The 12,597-nt window shown below is 69.8% G+C and carries 10 protein-coding genes; 4 read left to right on the forward strand and 6 right to left on the reverse strand.

Annotated features, from left to right (window positions below):
* The 5 genes from D7Y04_RS10960 to D7Y04_RS10980 all read right to left on the reverse strand — a co-directional run bounded on the left by D7Y04_RS10960 (window position 1) and on the right by D7Y04_RS10980 (window position 4,251).
* The gene (locus D7Y04_RS10960) at window positions 1–1,593 is read right to left on the reverse strand and encodes a bifunctional UDP-sugar hydrolase/5'-nucleotidase (RefSeq protein WP_121759343.1); all 1,593 of its coding nucleotides are present in this window, start codon (window positions 1,591–1,593) and stop codon (window positions 1–3) included.
* A 165-nt stretch (window positions 1,594–1,758) separates the two neighbouring features.
* The gene (locus D7Y04_RS10965; RefSeq protein ID WP_120599141.1) at window positions 1,759–2,505 is read right to left on the reverse strand and encodes an MBL fold metallo-hydrolase; all 747 of its coding nucleotides are present in this window, start codon (window positions 2,503–2,505) and stop codon (window positions 1,759–1,761) included.
* The gene (gene coaD, locus D7Y04_RS10970; RefSeq protein ID WP_120599142.1) at window positions 2,502–2,999 is read right to left on the reverse strand and encodes a pantetheine-phosphate adenylyltransferase; all 498 of its coding nucleotides are present in this window, start codon (window positions 2,997–2,999) and stop codon (window positions 2,502–2,504) included. The genes D7Y04_RS10965 and coaD overlap by 4 nt, the downstream gene beginning before the upstream one ends.
* A complete protein-coding gene (locus tag D7Y04_RS10975; RefSeq protein ID WP_120599143.1) occupies window positions 2,999–3,619 on the reverse strand; it encodes a TetR/AcrR family transcriptional regulator in 621 nt (206 codons plus the stop codon). Before D7Y04_RS10975 ends, coaD begins: the two co-directional genes overlap by 1 nt.
* A gap of 95 nt (window positions 3,620–3,714) precedes the next feature.
* Complete coding sequence (locus tag D7Y04_RS10980; protein ID WP_120599144.1) at window positions 3,715–4,251, reverse strand: adenine phosphoribosyltransferase; 537 nt, start codon at window positions 4,249–4,251, stop codon at window positions 3,715–3,717.
* A 310-nt stretch (window positions 4,252–4,561) separates the two neighbouring features.
* Between D7Y04_RS10980 and D7Y04_RS10985 the strand changes: the two genes are divergently transcribed.
* The 4 genes from D7Y04_RS10985 to D7Y04_RS11000 all read left to right on the forward strand — a co-directional run bounded on the left by D7Y04_RS10985 (window position 4,562) and on the right by D7Y04_RS11000 (window position 11,770).
* Entirely contained in the window at window positions 4,562–7,825 is a 3,264-nt protein-coding gene (locus D7Y04_RS10985; protein WP_233601347.1) for an SNF2-related protein, read from the forward strand.
* Window positions 7,826–7,982: 157 nt separating this feature from the next.
* On the forward strand, window positions 7,983–9,719 hold the full coding sequence (recN, locus tag D7Y04_RS10990; protein ID WP_120599145.1) for a DNA repair protein RecN: 1,737 nt from the start codon (window positions 7,983–7,985) through the stop codon (window positions 9,717–9,719).
* A gap of 107 nt (window positions 9,720–9,826) precedes the next feature.
* Window positions 9,827–10,627 (forward strand): Stp1/IreP family PP2C-type Ser/Thr phosphatase, encoded by an 801-nt coding sequence (locus D7Y04_RS10995; protein ID WP_120546148.1) that lies wholly within the window; start codon window positions 9,827–9,829, stop codon window positions 10,625–10,627.
* Between the two features lie 225 nt (window positions 10,628–10,852).
* Complete coding sequence (locus D7Y04_RS11000) at window positions 10,853–11,770, forward strand: M23 family metallopeptidase (RefSeq protein WP_120600278.1); 918 nt, start codon at window positions 10,853–10,855, stop codon at window positions 11,768–11,770.
* Window positions 11,771–11,828: 58 nt separating this feature from the next.
* Here the strand turns inward: D7Y04_RS11000 and D7Y04_RS11005 are convergent, their stop codons facing one another.
* Window positions 11,829–12,533, reverse strand: a complete 705-nt coding sequence (locus D7Y04_RS11005) for a diguanylate cyclase domain-containing protein (protein WP_120600279.1) — start codon at window positions 12,531–12,533, stop codon at window positions 11,829–11,831.
* Between the last annotated feature and the right edge of the window lie 64 nt (window positions 12,534–12,597).

The raw sequence follows: 12,597 nt of genomic DNA on the forward strand, positions 1-12,597 counted from the left end.
CTACTTCATCGACGGCGTCGCGTGCAGTCCACCCTTGGGCACGCCAAGGACGGTGATGCGGCCCTGGGGCTTCGCGCGGGGCGCGGGCCTACCGGTGCTGAATGCCTTGCTGAGCGCATCCCACGGCGACGGGTGCTCCGGGCTTGGGGGCAGGAGAGGCAGGTCCTTGAACATCGCGTAGCCGTCATTGCCCTGTGCCACGAAGCTGAAGGTGGCCAGCCGGTACTTCGCCGCGTCGTCCAGCGGCTTGCCCTTCACGTCCACCTTCGTCACCCGCGCGCCCGGCGCCTTGCGCAGGTCGTAGGTGAAGCGCAGGCCGGACACCTGCGGGTAGCGACCGGGCGGCTTGCCATCCACGCTGCTCAGGCTGACGCCGTTCTCCAGCGCCGCGCGCAGCGTCGCCCCGGTCACCTCCAGGACGACCAGCTCGTTGCGGTAGGGCATGAGCGAGTACATCTCGCGCCGGGTCATCTTCCCTGCGGGCAGCACCCGGTCCGCGCGGATGGCGCCCCCGTTCACGAGCGCCACGTCCGCGCCCGTCGACTCGCGGAACGCATCCGCCAGGAACGAGCCCAGGTTCGTCTCCCCCAGCCGGTTCTGCGCACTGCGCGCATCCAGCGCCACCGGCGAGCGGCCAATGCGCTCCGACAGCGTGGCCATCAGCGGCGCGTAGGGCTTCATCTGCGCGTCGAACGCCGCGTCGTCCGGAGTCTTCGAGGTGATGGGAATCACCTTCCACGCCAGCTTCTTCACCGCGCCCGTCTTCGCATCCAGGTCCAGCGTGACGCGGCCCAGGTCGATGGCGTCCTCGTCCAGCTTGAAGATGGGCGTGCCCGCGACGGTCTCCTCCACGCGGTCGTGGTCATGCCCGCCGATGATGAGGTCCACGCGCACGCACTTCGCCAGCTCGCGGTCCTGCTCCACCGCCAGGTGCGTGAGCCCCATCACGAACTGCGCGCCCGCGGCCCGCAGCTCCTCCACGGAGCGCTTCGCGGCCTCGCAGTACGGCGTGATGCGCGTGTCCTTGCCCGGCTTGGACGAGGTCTGCGTCTCCGGCAGCACCACGCCGAAGATGCCCACCTTCACGCCTCCCACGTCGCGGAGGTCCCACGCCTTGAGCCCCTCGAACACCTGCCCCGACTTCACGCTCATCACGTTGGCGCCCAGCCACGGGAAGCGCGACTGCTGGAGGCGCGCGCGCAGCACGTCGTCCCCGAAGTCGAACTCGTGGTTGCCCACCGTGGAGTAGTCCAGACCGAGCGCGTTCCACGCGTCGATCATCTGCTTGCCCTTGAGCGCCTCGCCCGCCACCTCCGCGGACGACTCCACCGAAGGCGAAATCGTGTCACCCGCCAGCAGCGTGAGGACGTGCGGCGACTCCTTCAGCGCCTGCTGCTTGAGCGTGGCCACGCGCGACAGGCCGCCCCGGTTCTGGGCGGTGGGCTGGAATTGGTAGACGTCGTTGAGGTGGAGGATCGTGAGGCGGACGGTGTCGGCGGGAGGTGTCGGCTCCGCTGCCCCGGCGGAACGGGTGGCCAGCACCAGCGCGAGCGGCAGCAGCACCGCCCAGGTGCTCACGGTCTTCGTCGTCATCGGACAGTCGTTCTCTTGCGGGGGCACAAAGGGGGAGCGCCAACCCGTCTCGGCGTAGCGCACTCGGCGCGTGAAGGCGAGCGGACCGGACATGGCGCAACGCGCAAGCCCCAAGCCCTTCTTCCCGGAGGATGAAGGGCATCCGGCCCACCATGCGCTCCGTCCTCAGACGGTGTAGCGCCGGCCCTGCACCAGCGGCTCGATGACGCTGCCGCTCGTGTCGAACAGGTCCGGATAGTGGATGAGGCGCATCTTCGCGCGAGTCGCCTCCGGCAGCGCGGCCAGCTTCTCGTAGGGGGTGTGCACGCCGTAGTTCGTCTCGTGGATGACCAGGTCCGCCTCGGACAGCCAGGAGATGAGCCCCTCGTCGAACGCGGTGTCCGCGCTGTAGCCCAGGCACCGGCCCCCGGCGCGGATGCGGAACGCGGTGGTGGGCACGTGGTGGTAGGTGAAGCGGCACTCGATTTCGAACGGCCCGTGCTTCACCGCACGCTCCAGGTGCAGTGGCGTGTGCGTGAAGTAGTCCTCGAAGTGTTTGTGGCTGGGCCCCGCGCCCTGCTGCTCGATGAGGCATTCCATGCCCGCGGCCAGGTGGCCCTCCCAGAGGCGGCGCGTGACGCTCGGGTGCGCGAGCAGCTCCATCTTCCGCTGCAGCACGAAGAAGGAGAAGTAGCCCAGGCCCTCCAGGCCGGAGGCGTGGTCCGCGTGCAGGTGTGTGAGGGCCACGGCGCTGACGCGCTCCACGTCCAGGTGCACGCCGGAGGACTCGGACGCCTCGCGCATCATCTTGCGGATGGGGTGCGGACAGTCGAGCAGCAGCACCTGGTCCTCCGCCTCCAGCGCCAGGCACGACGAGTAGTAGAGCGCGGAGAAGGCATCACCGACGCCCAGGGGAATGAAGGACAGGCTCATGGATGGCTCCGGAGGGAAGGGGACAGCCGCTCGCGCAGCTTCGCGGCGACGGCGGGAGGGCAGAAGGCGGACACGTCCTCGCCGCGCGTGAGGCGCTCCTTGAGGGCGCTGCTGGACACCTCCGCCAGGTGCGCCTCCGCGGGCAGGAAGAGGGTGGACAGCTCCGGCGCGAGCGCGCGGTTCATCTGCGCCAGCTCCGTCTCGAACTGCGCATCGGTGGCGCCGCGTACGCCGCGCAACAGGACGCTCGCGCCAATCTCCCGCGCCAGCTCCACGATGAGCCCTTCAGTGAAGGTCACGGAGACGTTGGGGTGCCGGGCCACGGTCTCCCGGATGAGCGCCACGCGCTCCTCGGCGGTGAGCAGCGTGAGCTTGTTCGGGTTGACCGCGACCACCACGACGACGTGGCTGAAGAGGCGCGCCGCCTGTCGCACCACCGACAGGTGGCCCGCCGTCACGGGGTCGAAGCTGCCTGCGTAGATGGCGATGGTCATCACGACACCTCACGGTCCGGAGAAGAAGAAGTCGCCGCGTCCAGAAGCCCTGCGGCCATGCGCTTCACGGTGCCCGCCGCGGAGCCCGGGGGCACGAGTCCGGGCGCGCTCGCGGACAGCACGAAGTACCCCTGGATGGCGGCGAACAGACCCGCGGCCAGCGGACGCGCGCGGCGTTTGCCCACCACCGCCGCGACCAGCCCCTCCAACTGCTCCAGGTCCGCGCGCACCACCTCTTCGTAGGCGGCGCGCACCTCCGGCTGCCGGATGGCCTCCGCGCTGATGGTGACCCAGCCCGCCACCGCCGCCACGTCCGCGTCCGGCCCGGTGGCGAGGAACGCGTCCACGAACGCCTCCACCCGACCGCGCGCATCGTCCGCCGCGAGCTTCGTCGCCCGGGTGGCGAAGCGCTGCCGGGCGCGAGCGGCCAACGAGCGCACCAGGGTCAGGAGGATCTCCTGCTTGTCCTCGAAGTGGTAGTGGACCAGCCCCGCGCTCAGGCCCGCCGCACGGGCAATCTCCGCCACGGACGCGCCCTCGTAGCCGCGCTCGGCCATGGCCTTGAGCAGTCCAGCGACGATCTGTTCCCGGCGCGCTTCGGTATTGGAGGGACGAGGCATGGCGCGATTTTGTTTCTAGGTTGTGTGACCAACTTATAAACAGGGCCAGCGCGGGCGTCAACCGGACGTGAGGTCCGGTGACGCCAGGTGGAGGGCTAGAAGCGGAGGACGGACGTCACCTTGTCCGGGCCCAGCCGCTTCGCGCCCTCGAGGAAGTCGAGGGTGATGAGGAAGCTGTAGCCGACAATCTGCCCGCCCAGCCGGCCGATGAGCCGGCCCGTGGCGTCGGCGGTGCCGCCGGTGGCGAGCACGTCATCCACCACGAGGATGCGCTCGTCCTTGAGGATGGCGTCCTCGTGCATCTCCACGCCGTCCGCGCCGTACTCCAGGGAGTAGCGCTCCACGATGCGCTTGTGCGGGAGCTTGCCGGGCTTGCGCGCGGGCACGAAGCCCGCCTCCAGCGCCAGCGCGATGGGGGCGCCCAGCAGGAAGCCGCGCGACTCCACACCCACCACCTTGGTGATGTGCTGGCCCCGGAAGGGGGCGGACATGGCGGTGACCACCCGGCCGAAGAGGCGCGGGTCCGCCAGCATGGGGGTGATGTCCTTGAAGACGATGCCGGGCTTGGGGAAGTCCGGCACATCTCTCAGGACGGCCTGGAGGTCGGAGGCGAGCGTGGGGTCGAGGGACATGGGGTGGGGCTCCGAAAGGAGGACGGCGGTGTTTCAGCCCGGTGGATGACACCCGGGGTGGACCTGGGACCCAGGGTACCCGGCCCGGGTGACAGCCAGCCTGGCGGGCCCCCGGACGCAGAGTCCCAGGGCCAACGGCCGGAGGATGGGCGGACTGGGACGGGACCGGGGCATGGCGGACGTTGATGATCTCACAGCTTCGCGCCGCCCGGCCGCATCGGCTGGCGGACGCCGTATTTTTTCCCGCGCGCGGGGATCCCCTCACTGTGTTAAGCGAGGCGGTTCCCCCCGACCAAGGAGTCTGGGGCCCTTGCAAGCCGTGCAAACCACCGCTGACACCCGAGACCCTCTCTCCCCCCAGGACGGAATCTGGCTCCGCGCCCTCAAGGCCGAGGTCGAGCCCGTCACGTTCAAGAAAGGCCGCGAGGTGGCCGAAGGCCGCCGCGTCTTCGGCCTTACGCGTGAACCCGAACGCATCCGCGCGCAGGTCGCGGGTCCGTCCGGCGAGCGCTACGACGTGGCCCTGATTCCCGGAGAGGGAAAAGTCGTTTCCTCCTGCACCTGCCCGGTGTGGAACACCACGGGCCCGCATTGCGAGCACGTGGTCGCCGTGGCACTCATCTACGCGGCCCGCTTCCGGCCACCGCCGCCACCGCAGAAAGCCGCGGCGCCGCCTCCTCCGCCCGAACCCGAGGACATGGGGCCGGACGACGAGGAGGAGATTCCCGGAGGCGGAGCGCCGGGGATGGAAGGCGTCAGCCTGCCCGCGCTCGCCAAGGTGGAGAGCTGGCTGGGCCTGTCCTCACTGCCCGACTACGAGTTCCTCTACCGGCTCACCCCCGCGAGCACGGGGGCGGGCGGCTCCAACAACCGCCACTGGGTCGTGGATGTGCGCCGTCAGGACGCGCAGACCAAGGGCCCCGTGCACGTGAAGCGCCTGCTCCAGGCGGGCAGCCGCATCGCGCCCCCGGACGAGCGCATCTTCATGGTGCTGTCGCGCCATGAGCACCGCTACGACTCGCGCATCGTCCTCTCAGACGAGGACCTGTGCGAGGTGCTGGAGCTGTTGCGCCAGCGCCGGGTCATCTACCGGGGCACGCCGCTCGTCTACATGGAGCAGCCCGTGCGGCCGCAAATCCATCTGGAGTCGCGTCCGGATGGTGCCACCGCGCAGATCGAGCTGCTGTTCCCGGACGGCGTGGGCTACCCGCTCAAGGACGTCATCGTGCTCGCGGGCCGGCGCACGTACGTCATCCAGGCGCAGAACCTCCATGCCGTGGAGCCGGACTTCCCGCCGCGCTTGCTGCGCAAGTGGCTGCTGGAACCGACCATGGCCTTCCCGTCCGGGCAACTGGACCGGGTGCTGACGTTCTTCGCCGCGCACCTGCCGCGCTTCCGCATGTCGTTGAAGGCGGACGACATCGAAGTGGACGAGTCGGTGGAGCCGCGCTTCGTCGTCACACTGGAAGGCGCCGCCGAGCGCGTGAAGGTGCAGCTGGCCGCGAGATACGGCCAGACGACGGTGGCGGTGTCCCCCACGGCCACGCACCTGGGCTACGCCAGCGGCGTGGGCGAGGACTCGCGCAAGCTGTACCGCCGCCGCGACGAGGTGGAGCGCGCCGCGGGCAAGGTGCTGCTCGACCAGGGGCTGCGCTTTGATCAGGCCTCGCAGGCGTTCGACGCGACGGGCGACGTGGCCCTGGAGTTCTGGGCGCGGGGCCTGGCGAGCCTGCCTGAGGAATGGGAGCGCTACGGCGTGCAGGCGCCCAAGGTGCGACTGCGCCCGAAGCTCAAGCCGCGCATCCGCGTGGGCATGAGCGGCGTGCAGTGGTTCGACCTGGACGCGGAGTTCGTCACCGACGACCAGGCCGTGGACCTGGGCGCCGTGCGCATGTGGCTGGACTCCGGCCGCAAGTTCGTGCCGCTGAAGGACGGCTCCTTCGCGGAGGCGGACGTCGCGGAGATCAAGCGCGTGGCGGACCTCCTGGAGGAGGCCGGCGCCATGCCGGGCCGCACGCGCACGCGGCTGCCGCTGCACCAGGCGGTCGCCCTGGACCTGCTCGCGGACCTGAGCGAGTTCACCGAGGTGGAGGCCAAGGCCCGTCAGGCCATGCTCGCGCTGCGCGAGTCGGCCGGCGTGCCGAAGGTGGCCGTGCCGGAAGGACTCCAGGCCACGCTGCGCCACTACCAGGAGGCGGGCCTGTCCTGGCTCTGGTTCCTCCGGCGCCACGGGCTGTCCGGCATCCTCGCGGACGACATGGGTCTGGGAAAGACCATCCAGTCCCTGAGCCTGATGCAGAAGGTGGCCAACGACGAGGGCCGCAAGCCGTCCCTGGTGGTCGCGCCCACGAGCGTGCTCGCCAACTGGGAGCGCGAGGCGGAGCGCTTCACGCTGGGCCTCAAGGCCATGGTGTGGCACGGACAGGACCGCCGCGAGCGCGCGGAGGACCTGAAGGACATGGACCTGGTGCTCACGTCATACGCGCTGGTGCGCCGCGACCTGGAGCAGCTGTCCCAGGTGGGCTTCCGCTACGTCATCCTGGACGAAGCGCAGAACATCAAGAACGCGGACAGCGCCACCGCGCAGGCGTGCAAGTCGCTGCCCAGCGAGACGCGCCTGGCGCTCACCGGTACGCCGCTGGAGAACCGCCTGTCGGAGCTCTGGAGCATCTTCGACTTCCTGATGCCCGGCTTCCTGGGCAGCGCGGAAGGCTTCAGCGACCGCTACGAGCAGCCCATCCAGGTGGCCAACGACCCCACCGCGAAGGACCGGCTGCGCCGCCGCATCCAGCCCTTCATCATGCGCCGCCTCAAGACGGAGGTGGCCAAGGACCTGCCGCCGAAGACGGAGAGCGTCGCGTGGTGCGAGATGGAGCCCGGCCAGGCCGCGCTCTACCGCGAGGTGCTGGAGGAGAGCCGCCGCAAGGTGAACGAGTCCATCGAGAAGGTGGGCTTCAAGCGGAGCCGCGTCTCCATCCTCGCCGCGCTGATGCGCCTGCGTCAGGTCTGCTGCGATCCGCGTCTGCTCAAGATGCCGCCCGGCACGCTGCTGCCGTCCAGCGCGAAGCTCGAGCGCTTCATGGAACTGGTGGCGGACCTGGTGGCGGAAGGCCACCGCGCGCTCGTCTTCAGCCAGTTCACGGAGATGCTGGAGCTGCTCAAGCAGGAGGCGGACAAGGTGGGCCTGCGCTACCTCTACCTGGACGGCCGCACCAAGGACCGCATGGGCAAGGTGGACGAGTACAACCGCCCTGACGGCCCGCCGCTCTTCTTCATCAGCCTCAAGGCGGGCGGCACCGGCTTGAACCTCACCGCCGCGGACTACGTCATCCACTTCGACCCGTGGTGGAACCCTGCCGTGGAAGACCAGGCCACGGACCGTACGCACCGCATCGGCCAGACGCGCGCGGTCATCAGCTACAAGCTGATTACCCGCGGCACGGTGGAGGAGAAGATTCTCAGCCTCCAGCGCCGCAAGCGCGAACTCGCCGCCGGCGTGCTGGGCACGGACGGGGACGACATGGGCCGCACGCTCACCGAACAGGACATCCAGGAGCTGTTCACCGAAATCTGATGCGACTCGGGGAGTGGGAGAAGGTTGTGGCGCCAACAGGCCACGCCCTCCCACTCGCCCTCCCGCCATCCGCCCGACCCGAACACCTGTGCAGTGTCATCAAGACCTGCTAGGGTGTTCAGGTGTTGGGGCGTCGTACGGATCGCGGAGGGCGCGCGTGCTGCTGGGTCTTCGGATTTCGAACGTAGCGGTGATTGAGGAGGTGGAGGTCGCGTTCGGCGCGGGCCTCACCGTCCTCACGGGTGAGACGGGTGCCGGCAAGTCCATTCTGGTGGACGCGCTGGGCCTTCTGCTCGGGGGCAGGGCGGATGCGGACGTCATCCGTGCGGGCTGCGAGGACGCGGCGGTGGAGGGCGTATTCGCCCGGACACCGGTGCTGGCCACGCGCCTGGAGGAACTGGGCCTCCCGGACCTGGGTGAGGAAGTGCTCGTGCGCCGCGTGCTCGGGCGCACCGGGCGCGGAAAGGTCTACGTCAACGGCGCGCTGGTGACGCTGGGCGTGCTGGGGAAGCTCACCCGGGGCGCGGTGGACATCGCCGGCCAGCATGAGCACGTGAGCCTCTTCGACTCCGGGCTGCACCGGGTGCTGCTCGACAAGTACGGCCGCCTGGAGGAGACGCTGGCCGCGTACGGCCGCGAGTGGGCGAACCTGCGCGAAGTGGATGGCCGCATGGACGCGCTGGGCGGAGACGACGCCAAGGTGCGCGAGCGCGCGGAGTTCCTGCGCTTCCAACTGGACGAAATCACGCGCCTGGACCCGGATGCCGGCGAGGACGTGAAGCTGGACGCGGAGCGCCGGCGGCTTGGCAGCGCCCAGAAGCTCAAGCGTCAGGGCGCGGAGGCGGAGCTGCTGGTGTCGGGCGAAGCGCCGTCCGCGGTGGAGATTGTCGGGCGCGCGCTGGGGCTCGTGCACGAGGGCGTCAAGTGCGACGCGACGCTCGCGCCGGTGGCGCAGTCGCTCAGCACGGCGCTGTCGGAGCTGGAGGAGGCTGCGCGCCTGCTCAACCGCTATGTGGAGGGGCTGGAGTCCGACCCCGGGCGGCTGGGCGAGGTGGAGGAGCGGCTGGACGCGCTCAAGCGGCTGTGCCGCAAGCACGGCACGACGCTGGACGGCGTCCTCAAGAAGCGCGGCGAGCTGGAGACGGAGCTGGGCACGCTGGAGAACCGGCGCGAAATCCTGGAGGAGCTGAACCAGGAGCGAAAACGCGTGGAGGAGCGGGCGCGCAAGGCGGCGCTGGCGCTTTCCCGCGCGCGCAAGGCCTCCGCCGGGGCCTTCTCCCAGCAGGTGCGCGAGGGCCTGGGGGGGCTGGCCATGGGCAAGGCCGCCTTCGAGGTGCGCGTCACCGCCGGGGAGTCGCTGCGTCCGGACGGCATGGACGAGGTGGAGTTCTTCTTCAGCGCCAACCCGGGTGAGCCGGCGCGGCCCCTGGCCAAGGTGGCCTCGGGCGGTGAGGCGAGCCGGCTGCTGCTCGCGCTCAAACGTGCACTGGCGGACAGTGACGCGTGCGGCTGCTACATCCTGGATGAGGCGGACGCGGGCGTGAGCGGCGCCATCGCGGACGTGGTGGGCCGGATGATTCGCGAGGTCAGCTCCCACCGCCAGGTGCTGTGCATCACGCACCTGCCCCAGGTGGCGGCCTACGCGGACGCGCACCTGCTCATCAGGAAGAGCGTGAAGGGCGAGCGCACCGTGTCCCAGGTGATTTCGCTCTCGGCCGGCGCCGAGCGCACCCAGGAACTGGCGCGCATGATGTCGGGCGTGGAGGTGACTCGCGAGGCGCTGGGCGCGGCGGAGGCGCTGGTGCGTTCGGCCCACCGGGCCACGCCCCGCGCGCGCCGGGAATCGGGCCCGGAGGGCAACAGCCCCCGGGGTCGGCTGCGCCGGACGGCCTGAAATGGGGGCCTACAAGGTAGGGGTGACCCAGGGGGAGGGGCATGACGCACCGGGAGTTTTCGTCCGCGTCCTTGCCCCCACTTATGGGCTCACATAGCATCCGGCGCGTGTCCAGCACCGCAGGGCAGACCGCGGCCCCCCGCCATAAAGTCATCTCCGCTGGCCTGACGGACGTCGGGCGCAAGCGCAATCACAACGAGGACAGCTTCCTCATTGACGATGAGCTCCAGCTCTACGTCGTGGCGGACGGCATGGGTGGGCACGCGGGTGGTGGTACCGCGTCGCGCATCGCCGTCGAGACCATCGACAAAGAGCTGAGGCGCGCGCGTGAAGGGCGAGACAACCCCTTCGTCAGCGTTCCCAACCTCCAGGATTCGCCCATTCCGGAAGCGCTCCGGGGCGCGGTGGAGAAGGCCTGTCAGGCCATCTACCTCACCGCCCAGGATGACGCGCGCCTGTCCGGCATGGGCACGACAGTCATCTCCCTGGTGGTCCGCGACGAGCACGCCTTCTTCGCCCACGTGGGTGACAGTCGCGCGTACCTCATCCGCGGGGACCTCATTCAGCAGATCTCCGAGGACCACTCGCTGGTCAACGAGCAGATCAAGGCGGGGATGATCACACCGGAAGAGGCCAAGCACTCCCGGTACAAGAACATCATCACCCGCTCCGTTGGCTTCGAGGAGGAGGTCCAGGTGGATGTCATGGGGCTCGTGTCAGAGCCCGGTGACGTGTTCCTGCTCTGCTCGGACGGCCTCGCCAACATGCTGGAGGACCGGGAGATCCACGACGCCGTCGCGCGCCACGCGAACCTGGATGAAGTGCCCAAGCACCTCATCGACCTGGCCAATGACCGCGGCGGCGACGACAACATCAGCGTCATCGTCGTGCGCATGCAGGGCGGGTAGGGCCCGGACTCGGGGCGCGATTGGGGCGCGCCCTGGAGTCTGTTGACCTTGACACTCTTCAAATGCGGATGATAGCTGCCCCAACCTTTCCACTTACTGAGAATCGCCAGTGGGTGACGGTGCGGGAGGGGCGGCGGGTGGGGGAGGTGTTGCGAGCGCGGGGAGCGACTTAGCTTCTGGCGCCGGAAGTCCCACGTTGCGAAAGAGTTTCCCCAGGAGTGGTCCGTGGCCAAAAAGTCCTTCACGCTGATGGTCATCCCGGACCACGACGCTCCGGTGAAGCGCTACACCATCCAGCGCTCCTGGCTGGTGCAGGTGGGCATGGGCCTGATGCTGGTGGTGGGCTTGGGCGCCGGTGCGAGCATCCACTACCTCCAGGTGGCGGCGGACGCGTCGGAGAACCGCATCCTGCGTGAGGAGAACCTCACGCTGCGTTCTCAGCTGAAGTCGGTGCGTGAGCGCATCGAGCACATCGGTTCGACGCTGGACCGCGTGGAGCGTTTCGACCAGAAGCTGCGCGCGGTGACGTTGCTGTCGGACCCGCAGCGCAACCTGGCCATGGGCCCCACGGAGCCGGAGGCCGGCACCACGGCGCCCACGACGGACACGCAGTTCACCCAGCTGACCACCACGGACACCCCGAAGGTGTTGCTGGGCCGGCTGGACCGGCTCTCCGCGGAGGCCACCCGCCAGGAGCTGAGCCTCCAGGACCTGCAGGCCTACTTCCAGGACCAGAAGTCGCTGTTGGCCTCCACGCCGTCGGTGTGGCCGGCGCGTGGCTGGGTGACCAGCGATTTCGGTCAGCGCCTGGACCCGTACACGGCGGACCGCGTGACGCACGCGGGCCTGGACATCGCGGCGCCGCACGGCAAGGAAGTCTCCGCGCCGTCGGACGGCACGGTGGTGTTCGCGGGCCTGGAGGGCGGGTACGGCAACGTGCTCGTCATCGACCACGGCTACGGCATCAAGACGCGCTACGGCCACCTGTCCAAGATTCTCGTGAAGGCCGGGGACCGGGTGAAGCGCGGCGCGTCCATCGCGGCGGTGGGCAACACCGGCCGCTCCACCGGCCCGCACCTGCACTACGAGGTGCGCGTGAACGGCGTGCCGCAGAACCCGCGCAAGTTCATCCTCGAAGAGTAGGAGACGAGTAGGAGACGAGTAGGAGACGAGTAGGAGACGCGTGGCTCGGGGACGCGCCTCAGGTTCCTTCCGGCTCCGGAAGGAACGCATCCAGGCGCAGGCGCCGCCGCTGCAGGCCGTGCGTCCGCCCGGTTCGCTCCATGATGTAGGCCCGCTCCACCTCTGCCCACAGGAGCGGCCCCAGCACCTGCCAGTGTGACGGCTGGTGCACCGTCAGCTCCAGCAGCGCCACGGTGAAGCCCGGCACGTCGGTGTCGGAGGCTCCCGGAGGCAGCGAGGGGCGCAGATCCTCCGCCAGCTTCGCGCGAGTCGCCTCCGCGCTGTCCTCGCGCACGGTGAGCTGGGACGTGGGCACCAGCAGCACCGCGAACCCGTCCGGCTGGAAGCGCACGATGCGCGCGCCCGGGTACTGGGCCGCCAGCGCCGCCACGACGCCCTTGAGCAGCGCGTCCCCGGCGGGGAAGCCGAAGCGCGCGTTGAAGTGGATCATCTCCTTCACGTCCACCATCAGCGCGCCCACGCGCCAGCCGTCGTGGTGCGCGTGCGTGGACAGGTCGAACTCCTCCTTGAGGAGGGTGCCCTGGGTGAGCGCCAGCACGTGCATGGCCCCGGTGGCGTCCGGTTGGCCTCGCCGGCGCTGCTCGGCGGCGATGAGCTCCTGGGCGGCGGCCTGCGGCGCCTCCTGGGCGTGCCCCGGGCGCGCGGCCCGGGGGTGGAGGGCGACGAGGGCGGTGGCGGTGGCGTCGTCGAGTGTGTAGGGCATCGTGTCCGCGTGTGTAGCGCGGACCCGCCCCGGGCGCAGGAAAGCTTCTCCCCGCGCCCGCTCC

Source organism: Corallococcus sp. AB038B, assembly GCF_003668955.1.
In the GTDB taxonomy this organism is placed as follows: Bacteria; Myxococcota; Myxococcia; order Myxococcales; family Myxococcaceae; genus Corallococcus; species Corallococcus exiguus.

Coding starts and splice junctions, on each gene's coding strand:
- D7Y04_RS10965 (WP_120599141.1), bottom strand. CDS start 2,505: ATGAGCCTGTCCTTCATTCCCCTGGGCGTCGGTGATGCCTTCTCCGCG.
- D7Y04_RS10960 (WP_121759343.1), bottom strand. CDS start 1,593: ATGACGACGAAGACCGTGAGCACCTGGGCGGTGCTGCTGCCGCTCGCG.
- coaD (WP_120599142.1), bottom strand. CDS start 2,999: ATGACCATCGCCATCTACGCAGGCAGCTTCGACCCCGTGACGGCGGGC.
- D7Y04_RS11005 (WP_120600279.1), bottom strand. CDS start 12,533: ATGCCCTACACACTCGACGACGCCACCGCCACCGCCCTCGTCGCCCTC.
- D7Y04_RS10980 (WP_120599144.1), bottom strand. CDS start 4,251: ATGTCCCTCGACCCCACGCTCGCCTCCGACCTCCAGGCCGTCCTGAGA.
- D7Y04_RS10975 (WP_120599143.1), bottom strand. CDS start 3,619: ATGCCTCGTCCCTCCAATACCGAAGCGCGCCGGGAACAGATCGTCGCT.